The organism is Leucobacter exalbidus (genome assembly GCF_017834145.1).
Taxonomy (GTDB): domain Bacteria; phylum Actinomycetota; class Actinomycetes; order Actinomycetales; family Microbacteriaceae; genus Leucobacter; species Leucobacter exalbidus.
On sequence record NZ_JAFIDA010000001.1, the window covers coordinates 170,170 to 189,645 of the forward strand.

Annotated in this window: 11 protein-coding genes and 4 rRNA genes; 13 read left to right on the top strand and 2 right to left on the bottom strand. The window is 61.6% G+C overall.

From position 1 onward, the window contains the following. Positions 1-27: 27 nt before the first annotated feature. The 10 genes from leuC to rrf (JOF28_RS00875) all read left to right on the top strand — a co-directional run bounded on the left by leuC (position 28) and on the right by rrf (JOF28_RS00875) (position 12,911). Positions 28-1,545: a 3-isopropylmalate dehydratase large subunit gene (leuC, locus tag JOF28_RS00830; RefSeq protein WP_209704037.1), complete on the top strand. Its 1,518-nt coding sequence runs from the start codon at positions 28-30 to the stop codon at positions 1,543-1,545. Between the two features lie 4 nt (positions 1,546-1,549). Then, the gene (gene leuD, locus JOF28_RS00835) at positions 1,550-2,152 is read left to right on the top strand and encodes a 3-isopropylmalate dehydratase small subunit (RefSeq protein ID WP_209704038.1); all 603 of its coding nucleotides are present in this window, start codon (positions 1,550-1,552) and stop codon (positions 2,150-2,152) included. A gap of 53 nt (positions 2,153-2,205) precedes the next feature. Beyond that, on the top strand, positions 2,206-3,534 hold the full coding sequence (gene murA, locus JOF28_RS00840) for a UDP-N-acetylglucosamine 1-carboxyvinyltransferase (RefSeq protein ID WP_209706655.1): 1,329 nt from the start codon (positions 2,206-2,208) through the stop codon (positions 3,532-3,534). A 62-nt stretch (positions 3,535-3,596) separates the two neighbouring features. Next, the gene (locus tag JOF28_RS00845; protein ID WP_209704039.1) at positions 3,597-4,370 is read left to right on the top strand and encodes a lysophospholipid acyltransferase family protein; all 774 of its coding nucleotides are present in this window, start codon (positions 3,597-3,599) and stop codon (positions 4,368-4,370) included. Beyond that, positions 4,367-5,488, top strand: coding sequence for an NAD(P)H-dependent glycerol-3-phosphate dehydrogenase (locus tag JOF28_RS00850; protein WP_245189816.1), 1,122 nt, complete (start codon positions 4,367-4,369; stop codon positions 5,486-5,488). The genes JOF28_RS00845 and JOF28_RS00850 overlap by 4 nt, the downstream gene beginning before the upstream one ends. Next, on the top strand, positions 5,485-6,615 hold the full coding sequence (locus tag JOF28_RS00855; RefSeq protein WP_209704040.1) for a D-alanine--D-alanine ligase family protein: 1,131 nt from the start codon (positions 5,485-5,487) through the stop codon (positions 6,613-6,615). Before JOF28_RS00850 ends, JOF28_RS00855 begins: the two co-directional genes overlap by 4 nt. A gap of 516 nt (positions 6,616-7,131) precedes the next feature. Continuing rightward, a 16S ribosomal RNA gene (locus JOF28_RS00860) occupies positions 7,132-8,658 on the top strand. A 418-nt stretch (positions 8,659-9,076) separates the two neighbouring features. Next, positions 9,077-12,187 (top strand): 23S ribosomal RNA (locus JOF28_RS00865). A gap of 139 nt (positions 12,188-12,326) precedes the next feature. Next, positions 12,327-12,443 (top strand): 5S ribosomal RNA (rrf, locus tag JOF28_RS00870). Positions 12,444-12,794: 351 nt separating this feature from the next. Further along, positions 12,795-12,911, top strand: a 5S ribosomal RNA gene (gene rrf, locus JOF28_RS00875). The 16S, 23S and 5S rRNA genes sit together here, the layout of an rRNA operon. 148 nt (positions 12,912-13,059) lie before the next feature. On the opposite strand, the gene JOF28_RS00880 is transcribed toward rrf (JOF28_RS00875), so the two are convergent. Continuing rightward, positions 13,060-13,545: a DUF3515 family protein gene (locus tag JOF28_RS00880; protein ID WP_209704041.1), complete on the bottom strand. Its 486-nt coding sequence runs from the start codon at positions 13,543-13,545 to the stop codon at positions 13,060-13,062. 59 nt (positions 13,546-13,604) lie between these two features. On the opposite strand from JOF28_RS00880, the gene thiL reads away from it, so the two are divergent. Further along, on the top strand, positions 13,605-14,639 hold the full coding sequence (thiL, locus tag JOF28_RS00885) for a thiamine-phosphate kinase (protein ID WP_209704042.1): 1,035 nt from the start codon (positions 13,605-13,607) through the stop codon (positions 14,637-14,639). Here the strand turns inward: thiL and JOF28_RS00890 are convergent. After that, entirely contained in the window at positions 14,623-16,197 is a 1,575-nt protein-coding gene (locus JOF28_RS00890; protein WP_209704043.1) for a PucR family transcriptional regulator, read from the bottom strand. The two genes, thiL and JOF28_RS00890, sit on opposite strands and share 17 nt — an antisense overlap. Before the next feature lie 173 nt (positions 16,198-16,370). On the opposite strand from JOF28_RS00890, the gene gabT reads away from it, so the two are divergent. Both gabT and JOF28_RS00900 read left to right on the top strand, forming a co-directional pair. Next, entirely contained in the window at positions 16,371-17,708 is a 1,338-nt protein-coding gene (gene gabT, locus JOF28_RS00895) for a 4-aminobutyrate--2-oxoglutarate transaminase (protein ID WP_209704044.1), read from the top strand. A 215-nt stretch (positions 17,709-17,923) separates the two neighbouring features. After that, positions 17,924-19,393: an NAD-dependent succinate-semialdehyde dehydrogenase gene (locus tag JOF28_RS00900; RefSeq protein WP_209704045.1), complete on the top strand. Its 1,470-nt coding sequence runs from the start codon at positions 17,924-17,926 to the stop codon at positions 19,391-19,393. The last annotated feature ends 83 nt before the right edge of the window (positions 19,394-19,476 follow it).

The following is a 19,476-nucleotide window of genomic DNA, read 5'->3' on the forward strand; positions in this document are numbered from 1 at the left end:
GACGCACAGACCGAAAGAGAAGCACGCATGAGTGAGCAGAACGTTCAGAGCAACGCGGGCACGGGCACGGCCCGAACCCTCGCTGAGAAGTTGTGGGATGATCACGTTGTAGTCAAGGGGGAGGACGGGCAGCCCGACCTCATCTACATCGACCTCCACCTCATCCACGAGGTGACGAGCCCGCAGGCCTTCGATGGCCTGCGCGTGATGGATCGGCCGCTGCGCCGTGTCGATCTGATGATCGCGACCGAGGATCACAACACCCCGACCCTCAACATCACCAAGCAGATCGAAGACCCGACGAGCCGCCTGCAGATTGAAACTCTGCGCGACAACGTCAAGGAGTTCGGCGTGCGTTCGCACCCGCTCGGTGACAAAGAGCAGGGCATCGTTCACGTGGTGGGCCCGCAGCTGGGGCTGTCGATGCCCGGCATCACCGTGGTGTGCGGCGACAGCCACACATCGACCCACGGTGCGTTTGGTGCGCTCGCGTTCGGCATCGGCACGAGTGAGGTCGAGCACGTCATGGCGACGCAGACTCTGCCGTTGAAGCCGTTCAAGACGATGGCGATCAACGTCGAGGGCGAACTGCGCCCCGGCGTCACCGCGAAGGACATCATCCTCGCCGTGATCGCCAAGATCGGCACCGGCGGCGGGCAGGGCTACGTGCTCGAGTACCGCGGCTCGGCCATCCGTGCGCTGTCCATGGACGGCCGCATGACGATGTGCAACATGTCGATCGAGGCTGGCGCCCGCGCCGGCATGGTCGCCCCCGACGAGACGACGTTTGAATACGTTAAGGGCCGCCCCCACGCACCGCAGGGTGCCGACTGGGATGAGGCTGTTGCGTACTGGCGCACGCTTCCCTCAGACGAGGGCGCCGTCTTTGACAAGGAAATCTTCATCGATGCGGCCGAGCTCGAGCCGTTCGTGACCTGGGGCACGAACCCGGGCCAGGGCGTACTGCTGAGTGAGAATGTGCCCGATCCGGCGCAGATTGCCGATGCCAACGAGCGCGCCGCAGCTGAGCGTGCGCTCGAATACATGGATCTCGCCGCGGGCACCCCGATGAAGGAGATTCCGGTTGACGCGGTCTTCATGGGCTCATGTACCAACAGCCGCCTCGACGACCTGCGCACCTTCGCCGACATCATCAAGGGCAAGCAGAAAGCTGACGGCGTGCGCCTGATGGTCGTGCCCGGTTCGGCGCGCGTGCGCCTCGAGGCCGAAGCCGAGGGGATCGACAAGATCGTTGAGGCATTCGGCGGCGAGTGGCGCTTCGCCGGCTGCTCAATGTGCCTCGGCATGAACCCTGATCAGCTCGAGCCGGGGGAGCGTTGCGCGTCAACGTCGAACCGTAACTTCGAGGGTCGCCAGGGCAAGGGCGGGCGCACGCACCTCGTGTCGCCGCTCGTGGCAGCGGCCACCGCGATTCGCGGCACGCTGTCAAGTCCGTGGGATCTCAGCGATGATGCCGCCAAGGGCATCACCCACGATGCCATTTCAGACAGCACCGCAGCATCCTCCGAGAAGATTGGGGCGTAACGCCATGGAGAAATTCACCACGCGCACCGGCGTCGCGCTGCCGCTGAAGCGGTCGAACGTCGACACCGACCAGATCATCCCCGCCGTCTTTTTGAAGCGCGTCACCAAGACCGGCTTCGATGACGCCCTGTTCTACCACTGGCGCCAGGATGAGAACTTCATTCTCAACCAGCCCCAGTTTGCTGGCGCCGAGATTCTCGTCGCCGGCGCCGATTTTGGCACCGGATCCTCACGCGAGCACGCCGTCTGGGCGCTGCGCGATTACGGCTTCAACGTCGTCATCTCGCCCCGCTTCGCCGACATCTTTCGCGGTAACGCCGGCAAGCAGGGCTTGCTGGCGGCAGAGGTGACCGAGGCCGATGTTGAAAAGCTGTGGGCCGTGATCGATGCCGATCCCGGGACAAAACTTACCGTGAGTCTTGAAGACTGCACGGTGACGGCCGGAGATCTCACCGTGCCGTTCCAGGTTGACGAGTACACCCGCTGGCGTTTGCTAGAGGGACTCGACGACATTTCTCTGACGCTTCGGGACGAGGGTGTAATCTCAGAATTTGAGAAGCGCCGTCCGTCTTGGATGCCGACGACAACCCCGGTGGAGGCCGCGTGACTGAGAACGAATCCGAAGGCCTGAAGCTCGACGCTCAGAAAGCGGGCGCGCGCGTGGGACTCACCTCTGATGAAATCATCATCAACGGTGGGCACCCTTTGAAGGGCCGTATTGAGGTGCGTGGCGCAAAGAACCTTGCCCCCAAGGCAATGGTTGCTGCGCTCCTCGGCAAAACCACGAGCGTGCTGCGCAACGTGCCCAATGTCTCTGACATTCGGGTGGTTGCTGGCCTGCTCGCGCTGCACGGCGTGCAGATCACTCGGGGCACCGACCCCGGTGAGTGGCGCCTTGACCCCTCAAACGTTGAGCAGGCGCACCACGCAGACATCGATGCCCACGCGGGTTCCTCGCGTATCCCCATCTTGTTCTGTGGCCCGCTGCTGCACCGTTTGGGCGAAGCATTCATCCCTGATTTGGGCGGGTGCCGCATCGGCGACCGCCCGATCGACTTCCACCTCGAGGCGCTGCGCAAGTTTGGCGCAGTCGTTGAGAAGCTGCCCAGCGGCATCAGCCTGACGGCCCCCAATGGCCTGCACGGCGCCAACATTGAGCTGCCGTACCCGTCGGTCGGCGCGACCGAGCAGGTGCTGCTCACCAGTGTGCTCGCAAAGGGTCAGACTGAGCTGCGTAACGCGGCCATCGAGCCTGAGATCATTGACCTCATCTGCATTCTGCAGAAGATGGGCGCGATCATCACGGTTGAGCCCAACCGCGTCATCTTCATTGAGGGCGTCGAAGAGCTGCGCGGGTACGACCACCGTGCATTGTTCGACCGCAACGAGGCCGCAAGCTGGGCTTCGGCAGCGCTTGCGACCCGCGGCGACGTGTTCGTCGGCGGCGCTCAGCAGGAAGAGATGATGACCTTCCTGAACGTCTTCCGCAAGGTTGGCGGCGACTTCGAGGTGCACGACGACGGCATTCGTTTCTGGCACCCGGGCGGCGATTTGAAGCCCGTGACCATCGAAACCGATGTGCACCCCGGCTTCATGACCGACTGGCAGCAGCCGCTCGTCGTCGCGCTCACGCAGGCCGTGGGCGAGTCAACGATTCACGAAACCGTGTACGAGAACCGTTTCGGTTTCACCGATGCCCTCAACCAGATGGGCGCGAACATTCACGTCTACAAGGATGGGCTGCAAGATGACGCGCGCCGCGTGAAGCGTCGCGAGTTCGAGCAGGCCGCCGTGATCTCTGGTTCGACGGCCCTTACGGGCGCCGAAATCAAGGTGCCTGATCTGCGCGGTGGCTTCAGCTACCTCATCGCAGGCCTCACCGCCGAGGGTCAGACGAAAGTCACCAACCTCGGCATCATCTCTCGTGGATACGAGAACTTCATTGAGAAATTGCGCCAGCTGGGCGCAGATTTCGTCTACGAAGGTTAGCCGCGACGCGCGCACCGGGGTTGCATGCCTCCCCGGTGCGCGCGATTCGGGATAATTGAACTATGACTGACACGGTGAAGCTGCGCAGCAAGCCCTCGGCAGAGAAGCGTAAGCCCTCAACTTTCTGGGTGCTCGCGGGCGTCACGCTGCCGATATGGTCGCTGATGGCGAAGTATCGGTTCACGCCGAACTCGCGTCTGCCCGAGAAGGGCCCGTTCATTCTGGCCCCCAACCACTACAGCGAGATCGATCCGATCGCGATGGGCGCCGCTGTGTGGCACCTGGGGCGTCTGCCCCGCTTCATGGCGAAGGCCAGCCTGTTTCGCGTGCCCGTGCTGGGCAAGCTGATGCACGCCTCGGGTCAGATTCCCGTGGAGCGCGAGGGTGCTTCGCGTGCGATTGGGCAGGGCGGCGCGCTGGGCGCTGCCGGCCAGCTCATCGAGAACAACTCGGGCGTCATCGTGTACCCCGAGGGTACGCTCACCCGTGACCCTGATCTGTGGCCGATGCGCGGCAAAAGCGGCGCGGTACGCCTCGCGCTCGAATCGGGCATCCCCCTGATTCCCGCGGCGCACTGGGGCACGCAGAAGCTGATGCCGCGCTACGGCAAAAAGATTCACCCGTTTCCCCGCAAGATGATCGAGATCGCCATCGGCGAGCCCCTCGATCTGAGCAAATACTTGGCCAAACCGATCGACCAGCGAGCCGTCAACGCGGCCACCGCCGATCTGATGGCCGCCATTACCGAGCTTCTGGCGGGCCTGCGCGGCGAAACACCGCCCACTGACCGCTGGGATCCGAACAAGCATCAGCAGAGCGAGACGGGGCGATTTTGACCACGAAACCGAATCCAGTGGTGGCCGAGCGGGCCGCGCGTAACCGCGGCCGCAAGGTGGCAGTGATCGGTTCGGGGAGCTGGGGCACCACCTTTGCGAAGGTGCTCAGCGACGCCGGCTGCGAGGTGACCATGTGGGCCAGGCGCCCCGAGATCGCCAACGAAATTCAGGTCGCCAAGCGCAACAGCCAGTACCTGCCCGGCATCAACCTGCCGAAGTCGCTCAACGCGACGAGCGACATGGCCGAGGCGCTTGCGGGCGCGAGCCTCGTGTTCCTCGCGGTGCCGAGCCAGACGCTGCGCCAAAACCTGCTCGACCTCGAACCCCACCTGGGCGAGCGCAGCGTGCTCGTGAGCCTGGTGAAGGGCGTCGAGAAGACCACGACAATGCGTATGTCGCAGGTCATCAGCGACACGCTTGATCTTGATCCGGATCGCATCGCCGTCGTATCGGGCCCGAATATTGCGCTCGAGATCGCGAAAGAGCAGCCCACGGGCGCCGTCGCCTCGTGCTCAAGCCTCGCAGTCGCGCAGGAGATCGCGACCGCGGCCTCGGCCCCGTACTTTCGCACCTACGTCAACACCGACGTGGTGGGCACCGAGCTGGGCGGCGTGCTCAAGAACCTCATCGCGCTCGCCATCGGCATCGTCGACGGTGTTGGCTACGGCGAGAACACTAAGGCCGCCATCATCACGCGCGGCCTCGCCGAAATGACCGAGTTTGCGATCGCATCGGGCGGCGAAACCGCCACGATGTCGGGCCTCGCCGGTCTCGGCGACCTCATCGCAACCTGCCAGTCGCCGCTGTCACGCAATAACACCGCGGGCCGGCTCATCGGCCAGGGCTACTCACAAGAGGAGACCCGCGAGCAGATGCAGCAGGTCGCCGAGGGCATCACCTCGGTCGCCCCGGTGCTCGAACTCGCTCGCGAACGCGGCATCGTGATGCCGATCGTCGAGCAGGTGCAGATGGTGCTCGAGGGCACCATGGCGCCGAAGAATCTTGGCCCGCACCTCGCCACTGAGGACAGCGTGCCGCAACCCGAGCTCAGCATCGCGGGGCAGGCGCCCAGCCGCTGGCGACGGTTGGTCAACCGGATGAAGGGATCCCAGCAGTGAATGACTCGACCCTTACGCAGGCGGGCACGAAGCGCACCGTAGTGCTGTTGTTCGGCGGCCGTTCGAGCGAGCACGGCATCAGCTGCGTCACCGCCGCCGGTGTGCTGCGCGCCATTGACCGCGAACAGTTCAACGTGATTTTGGTGGGGCTCACCAAGCGCGGCGCGACCGTGCTGATGAGCGAAGCCGACCTGAGCGGTTACGAACTCAAGGCCGGCGACCTGCCCGAGGTGACCGATAACGGCACCCGCGTGCTGTGGCCCGCCTCGCTCGATACCCGCGAGATCTCGGCGATCTCTGCCGAAGGAACGCTCACCACGCTCGGCCACGTCGACGCGGTGCTGCCGATGCTGCACGGCCCCTACGGCGAAGACGGCACGGTGCAGGGCATGCTCGACCTCGTCGATCTGCCGTACGTCGGCAGCGGAGTGCTCGGCTCGGCGCTGTGCATGGATAAGCACGCCGTGAAGACCGTGCTCGCCGCCGCGGGCATTCCGGTCGCCCCCTGGCGCACCATCACGAGCGACGAACTCGCGCAGAACCCCGGCCTCGCTGACTCACTCGACGAGGGCCTCAGCTACCCGCTGTTCGTGAAGCCTGCGCGCGCCGGATCCTCAGTGGGCGTCAGCAAAGTGAACGAACCCTCGCAGATTGCTCAGGCACTCGAGGTCGCGTTCGCCGAAGACCGCACCGTGCTCATCGAATCGGGAGTCACCGGCCGCGAGGTCGAGATCGCCGTACTCGAGGGCCGTGGGGGAGCGCGCCCCCGCACCAGCTCAGTGATCGGTGAGATCGTGTTCACCGGTCGCGAGTTCTACGACTTCGAGGCCAAGTACCTGGGCGCTGCGGGTATTGAGCTTGAACTGCCGGCGAAGGTCACCGACGCCGAGTACGCCTCGATTCGCGACGCCGCCGTGCGCTCGTTTGAAGTGGCACAGTGCGCCGGCCTGTCTCGCATCGACTTCTTCCTCACCGAAGATGGCCCCGTGCTCAACGAGATCAACACACTGCCCGGCTTCACCCCGGTATCGATGTACCCCAGGCTTTGGGAAGAGTCAGGCCTCGGCTACACCGAACTGATCACCGAGCTCATTGAGCTCGCGATCGAAAAGCGTCCCGCGTACTAATCAGTTCTTGGTTTATGCCGCGTTACTTCAGCTCCCATCGCCCTCTCGGGCGGTGGGAGCTGTTTGCGTTCGGAGGCTGCGACGAGTGTTTCAGTCGTGAACCGGCGTGAAAGTGGGTGTATTGCAGGTAAACAGTGGCGACACGCCACGTAACTAGCCATAGTTGCCTTCACCCTGGCATCTGCGTATTGTTATCTCTTGTCGCTGCAACGCTGCCGGGCCGGAACAACAGTCCGGCTCATTAGCTTGCGCAAATACTTACTTGAAGTTGTGGTAAGTTAGACAGGTTGCTCTTCGGAAGGCCTTTGGCTGGTACGGGGAGTGTCTGGTCCTTGAGAACTCAATAGTGTGCACTTAAATTGTCAAATGCCAATTTATTTAAACCCTTCCCGATCTTCGGATTGGTGGGGTTGTTTTGGACAAATTATATGAACGTCAGTAATGATGTTCGTTTTTGTCAGGTTGAACTCGTTCTGCTGGGAAGCTTTTTCCGTTTTCTGGTGGGGCATGTAATTTTTTACGGAGAGTTTGATCCTGGCTCAGGACGAACGCTGGCGGCGTGCTTAACACATGCAAGTCGAACGCTGAAGCCCTAGCTTGCTGGGGTGGATGAGTGGCGAACGGGTGAGTAACACGTGAGTAACCTGCCCATCACTCTGGGATAAGCACTGGAAACGGTGTCTAATACTGGATATGCACAGCGGCCGCATGGTCAGTTGTGGGAAAGATTTATCGGTGATGGATGGACTCGCGGCCTATCAGCTTGTTGGTGAGGTAATGGCTCACCAAGGCGACGACGGGTAGCCGGCCTGAGAGGGTGATCGGCCACACTGGGACTGAGACACGGCCCAGACTCCTACGGGAGGCAGCAGTGGGGAATATTGCACAATGGGCGCAAGCCTGATGCAGCAACGCCGCGTGAGGGATGAAGGCCTTCGGGTTGTAAACCTCTTTTAGTAGGGAAGAAGCGAAAGTGACGGTACCTGCAGAAAAAGCACCGGCTAACTACGTGCCAGCAGCCGCGGTAATACGTAGGGTGCAAGCGTTGTCCGGAATTATTGGGCGTAAAGAGCTCGTAGGCGGCTTGTCGCGTCTGCTGTGAAAACCCGAGGCTCAACCTCGGGCTTGCAGTGGGTACGGGCAGGCTAGAGTGCGGTAGGGGAGATTGGAATTCCTGGTGTAGCGGTGGAATGCGCAGATATCAGGAGGAACACCGATGGCGAAGGCAGATCTCTGGGCCGCTACTGACGCTGAGGAGCGAAAGCATGGGGAGCGAACAGGATTAGATACCCTGGTAGTCCATGCCGTAAACGTTGGGAACTAGATGTAGGGCCTGTTCCACGGGTTCTGTGTCGTAGCTAACGCATTAAGTTCCCCGCCTGGGGAGTACGGCCGCAAGGCTAAAACTCAAAGGAATTGACGGGGGCCCGCACAAGCGGCGGAGCATGCGGATTAATTCGATGCAACGCGAAGAACCTTACCAAGGCTTGACATGTAGAAGAACGGGCGAGAGATCGTCAACTCTTTGGACACTTCTATACAGGTGGTGCATGGTTGTCGTCAGCTCGTGTCGTGAGATGTTCGGTTAAGTCCGGCAACGAGCGCAACCCTCGTCCTATGTTGCCAGCACGTAATGGTGGGAACTCATGGGATACTGCCGTGGTCAACACGGAGGAAGGTGGGGATGACGTCAAATCATCATGCCCCTTATGTCTTGGGCTTCACGCATGCTACAATGGCCGGTACAATGGGCTGCGATACCGCGAGGTGGAGCGAATCCCAAAAAGCCGGTCTCAGTTCGGATTGGGGTCTGCAACTCGACCCCATGAAGTCGGAGTCGCTAGTAATCGCAGATCAGCAACGCTGCGGTGAATACGTTCCCGGGCCTTGTACACACCGCCCGTCAAGTCATGAAAGTCGGTAACACCCGAAGCCGGTGGCCTAACCCCTTGTGGGAGGGAGCTGTCGAAGGTGGGACTGGTGATTAGGACTAAGTCGTAACAAGGTAGCCGTACCGGAAGGTGCGGCTGGATCACCTCCTTTCTAAGGAGCACTCAACAACATTGTTGTTGCAGAATGTTCAGAACATCACCGTTCGTGTGGTGCTGAACGCTCATGGGTGGAACATTTGATAAGACAAGTTGCTAGATCGTCGCAGTAAGTACATCGAGTCCGTTTACGGGTTTGGTTGGAACAGTGGGGCGTGATGGTGGGTTGTTACTAGGTGCATACTATTGGGTCCTGAAGGCCCAGCCGGCCACACTCCTTTTGGGGGTGTGGGTGTTTGGTTTCTTCGGGCCCGCCTTTGTCGCACTTGTTGGTGGCGTGGGTGGGATCGACCGTACGTTGAGAACTACACAGTGGACGCGAGCATCTAACAACAACCTACGGGTTGTTGTTGATACTAAATTTTTTTCATTGGTCGCATTATTTATAATGTGATTTTCTGATACTTATGTGATTTCAAATCTTTAAGAGCAAACGGTGGATGCCTTGGCATCTGGAGCCGAAGAAGGACGTAGTAATCTGCGATAAGCCTCGGGGAGCCGATAAACGGGCTGTGATTCGAGGATTTCCGAATGGGGAAACCCCGCCAGGGCACTTGTGTACCTGGTGACTCCCGCCTGAATATATAGGGCGGGTAGAGGGAACGGGGGGAAGTGAAACATCTCAGTACCCCCAGGAAGAGAAAACAACAGTGATTCCGGTAGTAGTGGCGAGCGAACCCGGATGAGGCTAAACCGGTCATGTGTGATACCCGGCAGGGGTTGCATGGTCGGGGTTGTGGGACTTGTTGGATGGGTCTGCCGGCCTGTCAACGTGAGAGTGAAGCTATAGGAGAACGACTTGGAATGGTCGACCGGAGTGGGTGAGAGTCCCGTATCCGAAATGGTTTTACCGCGTGATGAGTATCCCAAGTAGCACGGGGCCCGAGAAATCCCGTGTGAATCTGTCAGGACCACCTGATAAGCCTAAATACTTCCAGATGACCGATAGCGGACTAGTACCGTGAGGGAAAGGTGAAAAGTACCCCGGGAGGGGAGTGAAATAGTACCTGAAACCGTTTGCTTACAATCCGTCGGAGCTAGCTTGTTCTAGTGACGGCGTGCCTTTTGAAGAATGAGCCTGCGAGTTAGCGATATGTGGCGAGGTTAACCCGTGTGGGGTAGCCGTAGCGAAAGCGAGTCTGAATAGGGCGATTCAGTCGCATGTCCTAGACCCGAAGCGAAGTGATCTATCCATGGCCAGGTTGAAGCGCGTGTAAGAGCGCGTGGAGGACCGAACCCACTTAGGTTGAAAACTGAGGGGATGAGCTGTGGATAGGGGTGAAAGGCCAATCAAACTTCGTGATAGCTGGTTCTCTCCGAAATGCATTTAGGTGCAGCGTTGCGTGTTTCTTGCCGGAGGTAGAGCTACTGGATGGCCGATGGGCCCGAAAAGGTTACTGACGTCAGCTAAACTCCGAATGCCGGTAAGTGAGAGCGCAGCAGTGAGACTGTGGGGGATAAGCTTCATAGTCGAGAGGGAAACAACCCAGATCACCATCTAAGGTCCCAAAGCGCGTGCTAAGTGGAAAAGGATGTGGAGTTGCTGTGACAACCAGGAGGTTGGCTTAGAAGCAGCCACCCTTGAAAGAGTGCGTAATAGCTCACTGGTCAAGTGATTCCGCGCCGACAATGTAACGGGGCTCAAGCACGCCACCGAAGTTGTGGCATTTAACGTATAGACAAGCCTTTTGTGGTTCAGTCCGTTGGATGGGTAGGAGAGCGTCGTGTGGCCATTGAAGCGGCGGTGTGAACCAGCCGTGGAGGCTACACGAGTGAGAATGCAGGCATGAGTAGCGAAAGACGGGTGAGAAACCCGTCCTCCGGAAGACCAAGGGTTCCAGGGTCAAGCTAATCTTCCCTGGGTAAGTCGGGACCTAAGGCGAGGCCGACAGGCGTAGTCGATGGACAACGGGTTGATATTCCCGTACCGGCGGTAAACCGTCAAAGGCCTAACGAGTAGTGCTAAGCAAACCTAAGCTTGCATGGATCCTTCGGGTGATGTGTGGGTGGTGGCTGCGAACCCAAAGCTCGGGTGGTGAGCGTGAGGTGTGACGCAGGAAGGTAGCCTGTGCCGGGCGATGGTTGTCCCGGTGTAAGTATGTAGCCTGTTCCTTATTAATAGTTTGGGACATGAAGGGTGAGATACGATGCGGACCCTTTGGGGGAAGCAGGTGATCCTATGCTGCCTAGAAAAGCATCGACGTGAGGTTTGCTGTTGCCCGTACCCCAAACCGACTCAGGTGGTCAGGTAGAGAATACTCAGGAGATCGAGATAATCATGGTGAAGGAACTCGGCAAAATGCCCCCGTAACTTCGGGAGAAGGGGGGCCATCCGCTTATTAGACTTTACGTTGAAAGGGTGTGGTGGCCGCAGAGACCAGTGGGGAACGACTGTTTACTAAAAACACAGGTCCGTGCTAACACGCAAGTGGATGTATACGGACTGACGCCTGCCCGGTGCTGGAAGGTTAAGAGGAGAGGTTAGGACTTTCGGGTTCGAAGCTTTGAATTTAAGCCCCAGTAAACGGCGGTGGTAACTATAACCATCCTAAGGTAGCGAAATTCCTTGTCGGGTAAGTTCCGACCTGCACGAATGGCGTAACGATTCCCCAGCTGTCTCCACCGTGAACTCGGCGAAATTGCAATACGAGTAAAGATGCTCGTTACGCGCAGAAGGACGGAAAGACCCCGTGACCTTTACTACAGCTTGGTATTGGTGTTCGGTGTGGCCTGTGTAGGATAGGTGGGAGACTGTGAAGCTGTGACGCTAGTTATGGTGGAGTCGTTGTTGAAATACCACTCTGGTCATATTGGATATCTAACTATGGACCCTGATCGGGTTCTGGGACAGTGCCTGGTGGGTAGTTTAACTGGGGCGGTTGCCTCCTAAAGAGTAACGGAGGCGCCCAAAGGTTCCCTCAGCCTGGTTGGTAATCAGGTGGCGAGTGTAAGTGCACAAGGGAGCTTGACTGTGAGACTGACAGGTCGAGCAGGGACGAAAGTCGGGACTAGTGATCCGGCAGTGGCTTGTGGAAGCGCTGTCGCTCAACGGATAAAAGGTACCTCGGGGATAACAGGCTGATCTTGCCCAAGAGTCCATATCGACGGCATGGTTTGGCACCTCGATGTCGGCTCGTCGCATCCTGGGGCTGGAGTTGGTCCCAAGGGTTGGGCTGTTCGCCCATTAAAGCGGTACGCGAGCTGGGTTTAGAACGTCGTGAGACAGTTCGGTCCCTATCCTCTGCGCGCGTTGGAAATTTGAGAGGATCTGACCCTAGTACGAGAGGACCGGGTTGGACAGACCTCTGGTGTGCCAGTTGTTCTGCCAAGGGCATGGCTGGTTGGCTACGTTTGGGATGGATAACCGCTGAAAGCATCTAAGCGGGAAGCCGGCCTCGAGATGAGATTTCCGTACACCATTTGGTGTGTGAGGCTCCCAGTAGATTACTGGGTTGATAGGCCAGATGTGGAAGCCCGGTAACGGGTGGAGCTGACTGGTACTAATAAGCCGATGGTTTGATTTCTTCCCACTTGTTGGGCATAAGATTTTTAGTGTAACGATTGTTCGCGTCTACTTTGTGGTTCCCAACGGACGGCCACACCCCCAAATCAAGGGCACTTTTTGGTGTCAGGGTTTGGGTGTGGTTTGTGTGTTGATAGAGTTACGGTGGTTATAGCATCAGGGAAACGCCCGGTTACATTCCGAACCCGGAAGCTAAGACTGATTGCGCCGATGGTACTGCACTCGGGAGGGTGTGGGAGAGTAGGTCACCGCCGGACACCTTTTCATGGAGGGGTCGTTAGGATGTTCACGATTGAGTGAGCGTGTCCTGACGGCCCCTTTGTTTTACCCACTACCACCATAGACAGTACAATAGCGTTTCGGTTGCGCAACGCTCTGCGGTGGGGAAGTGGCGCATGGCGCGCCTCCAGGGCGCCCGCGGGTATCCCAGGCTGGCTCTGAGTGGTCCCGAGTGGCTCTGGGTGGCTCTGAGTTCCTCCGGGTCGCCGCTCGAGCTCGAGATTGCATCCGCCTTGCGGCACAACCGGGCGCCGGCGGCAGCTTGCCACTCCCGGGAAGTGGCGCCTTTTCGCGTGTGTAGCGATCGTGTGGTTATATATAAACAACGTTACGGTGGTTATAGCGTCAGGGAAACGCCCGGTCACATTCCGAACCCGGAAGCTAAGACTGACTGCGCCGATGGTACTGCACTCGGGAGGGTGTGGGAGAGTAGGTCACCGCCGGACACCTTTTTAGAAGGGGTCGTGGGGGTTGTCGCATTTTATGTGATGACATCCACGGCCCCTTTGCTTTTCCCCACGGCCACGATGCGCGAGGATGCGCAAAAAGGGCGAGGCCGCCGAAGCTGCCCCGCCCTTATATACGCGTCAGTAGTTACTTCAGGTCGAAGCTGTCGGCCACCGACGTGCACTGCCTGGTCTGGGGGAGCTGGCGCGCCACCGCACCGAGATCGAGCACCGCATCGGTGCCACTGACGACCTCTGAGTCGATGTACACGGCCAAGCCGGGCTCGCGGCCATACGCCTCGAAACGGTAAATGGGGGCCGCCGACTCGTCGATGATCCAGTCGACACCATTCACAGTCGCGCAGGTGTCGGTTGTCGGGCCGCTCGGCTCGATGCCGCACACCAGCTGCACCGCAGCAGTGTCGCCCCACGCCCCAGTCGCCTGCGCGTTGGTGTGGCGCTTATCGAGGCCCGCCACCTGTTCGGGCAACCGCACCGTCACCTCGGCGCACGCCGGATTATTGGCTTCGGGGGCTGGGTCGAGCGGAACATCACCCGCACACGCGGTCAGCAGCGCGGTGGCTGCAGCGACCGCTGAGGCGGCGGAGATGATCCTGAAGACTGATCGTTTCACCCGTTCAGCTTATCGACGCGCACCGGCGCCTGGCTGGGAGCGTGCGATAGGTTGAGAGCGTGAACAAGACGGCAGGCACAGTAACGGTCGGGCAACTCGGGGAGCGCGGCGTACTCGCCCGCATCCTCGCCCAACTCACGGCGGCACACGCGGCCACACTCGGCCCGGGTGATGACTGTGCCGTGATCGGTGATCGGCCGGGGTTCGACACCGTCATCACCACCGACACCATGATCGAGGGGCCCGACTTCAGGCTGCCCTGGCACGCAGGCTTTGAGCTGGGATGGAAGCTGGCGGCCACGAACCTGTCAGACGTCGCGGCGATGGGGGCGACCCCCACGGCGCTCACCCTCTCGCTCGCGGTGCCACAGGGCACCGAGGTCGCCTTCCTCGAGCAGATCGCTGAGGGGCTCGACGCGGCCTGCCGCACCCTCGCCCCCGGGTGCGGGGTAGTCGGGGGCGACCTGGGCACCGCGCCCGTCATCATGGCGGCCGTCACCGCGCTCGGCCAGGTCGCGCACGAGACGGCGGTGACCCGGTCGGGCGCCTCGGAAGGCGACATCGTGGCCTACGCCGGCGAGCTGGGCCTCGCGGGCCTCGGTCTCTCGCTACTCTTCTCGCATGCCGCAGATGACGGGGTGGCCCACTCCCGCACACTGAATGAGCTGTGGGCCGAACACCCCGAGCTGCTGTCGGCTCAGCTCGCGCCAGCCCCGCCCATTCCGCTCGGCCCGATCGCGGCGGCCGCGGGCGCCACCGCAATGATGGATGTGTCAGACGGCCTCGCGCTCGACGGGGCCAGGCTCGCGCGTGCGAGCGACGTCGCCCTGCACCTTGACGGCGCAGCGCTCACCACCCACTTCGGCACCCAGTACGGGCTCGAGGTGCCCGTCACTGCCATGCTCGAGGGCGGCGAAGATCACGGCCTGCTCACAACGTTCCCGGCAGCCACCGCGCTGCCGGTCGGGTTTCACCAGATCGGACGGGTCGGGCACCGGGCGGCGGGGGATCCGGAGCTGCTGCTCAATGGCACCCCATATGCGGCCCGGGGCTGGGATCCGTTCGCGCCTATCGCGCTTAATCGCCGGGGCTGAGCCGCAGCGCCGCCCACAGTTCGGCCCGCGCATCGGGTGAATCGAGGTCGCGCTGCAGCAGGTTCGCTGCGGTCGCAATGCGCGATTTGAGCGTGTGCCGGTGCACCCCGAGCTCGGTGGCCGCGGCGCTGAACTGGCCGTGGTGCGCAAGCCACACGGTCAGGCCGCGCTCAATCTGGTCGAGGTGCTTCGTGTCGTGCTCGCGCACCGGCGCGAGCAGGCTCAGCGCACGCTCGCGAGCCTCGGGGTCGCGACCCAACAGGTGCAGCACCCCATCGTGCACGGCGGGGCGGTAATCAACCGGGCCCGCGGCGTCATTCGAGGTCGCGTGTTCGTAGGCGCGCTCGGCCTGCTCGGCGAGCTTCGCCGCTTCCTCGATCGCGCCGCGCTGCGAGATGCCGGCGGGCACCCCGTGGGCCGCGAACACCCGCCGCAGCTGGGCGAGGTGCCGCGTCTCGGTGAGAATCACCGGCCGCGCCGAGGTTTCGGCGCGCACGAACCCGCGGCTGCCGGCATCGAACGATCGCAGGTCTTGATCGAACTCCGGATCAGTGGCGGGCGCCGCGTCGTACCTCACCACCGCAATCGGGTTCTCGGGCAGCTGCAGCGGGGTGTGCTGGGTGAGCTGCTGGGCGAGCGCGAGATCGCCGGCAAAAATAACCTGGGTGACGGCCTCGCGAATGGCCGCCTGCGCCTCGTCGGCGCCGCCGCGCAGCTCGAGCTGCACCGTCGCGAGCGCAGCGACCAGGGAAAACAGGGTGCGCTCGGCGCTGTCGGGGGAGCCGTGCTCCTCAACCACCAGCACGCCCAGCACCTCACCGCGCCGGCCCAGGGTCTGCAGCCGCATGCCAACGCCATCGCGTTCACCGATGCGGCCGGCGCTCACGCCGCGCGCCAGCAGCCGGGTCGCCTCGGCCCTGATGCGCTCCACGCGCTCGGGGTTGTGTGCCGAAGCAGGGGCCAACTCGATCAGCCGGCCGAAGCGGTCGGTGATCGACACCCAGCGACCTAGCCGCGCCGTAGCCTCGCGCACCGCGGCCGCCAAGCCATCGCGGTGCAGCGACGCCGCCACTACCGCGCGCTGAGAGTCGAGCGCCCACAGGTCGCGTTCGCGGGTCTGCGCATCGAGCAATCGCACCGCGGTCTGCGAGATCGTAATAAAGGCGGTGTCGTAGGGCACGCGAAAGAGCGGAAAGTCGAGGGCGTCGCACGCGTCGACGATTGCGGTGGGCACGCGATCCCAGTGCAGGCCGACCGCGACGCCGAGCGCCGTGGTGCGCGAGTCGACCAGGCGCTGCACATAGGCCATTGCATCGGCTGGTTCGGTCACCGCATCGAAGCGTGCGCCGGTGGTGAGGAGCACCGTGTGCGGGGTGAGAAACGGGGTCGGATCTTCGAGCTCGCTGACGTGCACCCACTGCACCGGAAGTGACGTGGTGTGCTCGGTGACCCCTGCGATTAACACCAGTCCCAGCTGGTATTCGTGGAGCAGTTCACCCAGCTCAATGAGGGGGTGGCCGGGGGTGGCATGAGCGACCCCTGTGGTTGAATTCTGCACCGAAAAAGCCGCCCCGTCTGGTTCTGCCAAGCTGTCGAAAGATTAGCCATACGTTCACCATTCTGGCACGTTTTGTTGCGGGGTGCAGGGGCTAGTCTGAAGTCAATCGGTTTCATTCCGCGCAAATGGGTGCGCGGTTGACCGGGCCATTACTTTTAAGGAGATACAGCACCATGGTCGACATCATCGGCGGTCCCTCGCTTCCTCAGGAGCGCAAGCTCGTCACCAGCATTCCCGGCCCGAAGTCGCAGGAGCTGCTCGCCCGCAAGAACGCCGCTGTAGCCTCAGGCGTTGGCGTGGCCCTTCCCGTTTCGATCGTTGCAGCTGGCGGTGGCGTCATGGTTGACGTTGACGGCAACTCGCTCATCGACCTCGGCTCAGGCATCGCCGTGACCGGCGTGGGCAACTCGTCGCCCGCCGTCGTTGAAGCCGTCATCAACCAGGTGCAGCAGTTCACGCACACCTGCTTCACGGTTACCCCCTACGAGGGCTACGTTGCTGTAGCTGAGAAGCTCAACGAGCTCGTTCCCGGTGACTTCGAGAAGCGCTCGGCACTGTTCAACTCGGGCGCTGAAGCCGTCGAGAACGCGATCAAGATCGCTCGCCACTTCACCAAGAAGCCTGCAGTGGTCGTCTTCGATCACTCGTACCACGGCCGCACCAACCTCACCATGGGCATGACCGCTAAGAACATGCCCTACAAGGATGGCTTTGGCCCCTTCGCTCCCGAGGTCTACCGCGTACCGGCTTCGTACCCGTACCGCGATGGCTTGACCGGCGCAGAGGCTGCCTCACAGGCAATCTCGCAGATCGAGAAGCAGGTCGGCGCGGGTAACCTCGCAGCGATCATCATCGAGCCCATCCAGGGCGAGGGTGGCTTCATTGCTCCCGCTGAGGGCTTCCTCCCCGCGATCCAGAAGTGGTCGACAGAGAACAACGTCGTGTTCATCCTCGACGAGGTGCAGACCGGCTTCGCTCGCACGGGCGATCTCTTCGCGGCAAACCACGAGGGCGTTGTCGCTGACATTGTCACCACCGCAAAGGGCATCGCTGGCGGCCTGCCGCTGTCGGCTGTCACCGGTCGCGCTGACATCATGGATTCGGCTCACTCGGGTGGCCTCGGCGGCACCTACGCCGGTAGCCCCATCTCGTGTGCAGCTGCGCTCGCAACGATCGACACGTACGAGAAGGAAAACCTCGCAGAGCGCGCCCGCGAAATCGGCGCAATCATCACCGAGTTCTTCACTGAGCTGCAGAAGACCGACGACCGCATCGGCGACATCCGTGGCCGCGGCGCCATGATGGCTGTCGAGTTCGTTGAGTCGGGCTCGAAGAAGGCAAACGCTGCCCTCACCGGCGCGATCGCCTCGCACGCTGCAAACGAAGCAGTCATTCTGCTCACCTGCGGCACCTACGGCAACGTCGTGCGCTTCCTCCCGCCGCTGTCGATCTCTGACGAGCTGCTGCGCGAGGGCCTGCAGGTCATCGCAGACGCACTGGCCGCCAACTAACACTGGCGTGGGTGACGTGGAGGGCTGCTCAGCATCCCTCCACGTCACCCGTTATTATGGGGGCGCGGGTCTACCGCGGTTGCCCCACCCTGTGGTCGACCGCGCACCCGCAGTCGCCCGTCATCTTGCGCTCGCGCGCAAGACCCATTCACGTTTCAGCTAGTTTCTGGCCTGCGTTGCGGGGCAGAAGGCAACTAGAAATTTAAGGACACATCATGGCATTGAAGCCCAACGAGCAGGCACTGCTCGACAGCGTTCAGAATGGCCTCGGCATCGGCGGCACCTGGGAGCCCTCGACCTCGGGCGCTACGTTTGACGTGCAGGATCCGGCCACAGGCGAAACCATCAAGTCGATTGCCGACGCAACGGTCGAAGATGCCGTACGCGCCCTTGACGCTGCTGTCGGTGCACAGGCCGCATGGGCAGGTACCTCGAGCCGCGAGCGCTCGAACATTTTGCGCCGCGCTTACGACCTGTTGATGGAGCGCAAGGAAGACTTCGCGCTGCTCATGAGCATGGAGATGGGTAAGCCCATCGCTGAAGCCCGCGGTGAAGTAAACTATGGTGGCGAGTTCCTGCGTTGGTTCTCTGAAGAAGCCGTGCGCGTTCCCGGTGACTTCCGCCAGAACCCCGAGGGCACCGGTAACATTTTGGTGTCGCAGATTCCCGTGGGTCCCTGTTACTTCATCACTCCCTGGAATTTCCCCCTCGCGATGGCGACCCGCAAGATCGCTCCGGCGCTTGCTGCCGGTTGCACCGTTGTGATCAAGCCCGCAGCGCTCACCCCGCTGACGACCATCTTCTTCGCGCAGCTGCTCGAAGAAGCTGGCCTGCCCGCCGGCGTCGTGAACGTGGTCGCGACGTCGAAGTCGAGCGCACAGTCGAGCGCCCTGCTCTCTGACAAGCGCCTGCGCAAGCTCAGCTTCACCGGCTCGACCCCCGTGGGTGTCAAGCTGCTCGAGGCTGCGGCACAGAACGTGCTGCGCACCTCGATGGAGCTCGGCGGCAACGCCCCGCTCATCGTGTTCGAAGATGCAGATCTCGACCGCGCAGTTGAGGGCGCCATGCTGGCGAAGTTCCGCAATGTCGGCCAGGCCTGCACCGCCGCCAACCGCGTCATCGTGCACGAGTCGGTCGCTGATGAGTTCGCGGCACGCATCGCGGCTCGCGTCAACGAGTTCACGGTGGGCCGCGGCGCTGAAGAGGGCTTTGACATCGGCGCGCTCGTTGACGGCAAGGCTGTCGTCAACACGGCACGTCTCGTCGAAGACGCTGTTGCTACCGGCGCGACCATCGTCACCGGTGGCGAAGCGATCGAGGGCGTGGGCAACTTCTTCCAGCCCACCGTCGTTGATCACCTGACCCCGCAGTCAGCGATCATGCGCGAAGAGATCTTCGGGCCGCTGCTGGGCATCATCCGCTTCTCGACCGAGGACGAGGCTGTCGAGATCGCGAACAACACCGAGTACGGTCTCGTGAGCTACGTCTTCACCGAGAACATTCACCGCGGTCAGCGCATGATCGAGAAGCTCGAGAGCGGCATGATGGGCCTGAACACCGGCCTCGTGTCGAACGCTGCGGCACCGTTTGGTGGCCTGAAGCAGTCGGGTCTCGGTCGCGAGGGCGGCTTCGAAGGTATCCACGAGTTCCTCTCGTCGAAGTACACCCTGCTGCCGCGTTCATAACTGACGCTGCACGATAGCCGCGGGCGTCGCGCCTCCCGAAAGGGAAGCGCGGCGCCCGCGGTTTACCTTGCCACATACGGGGC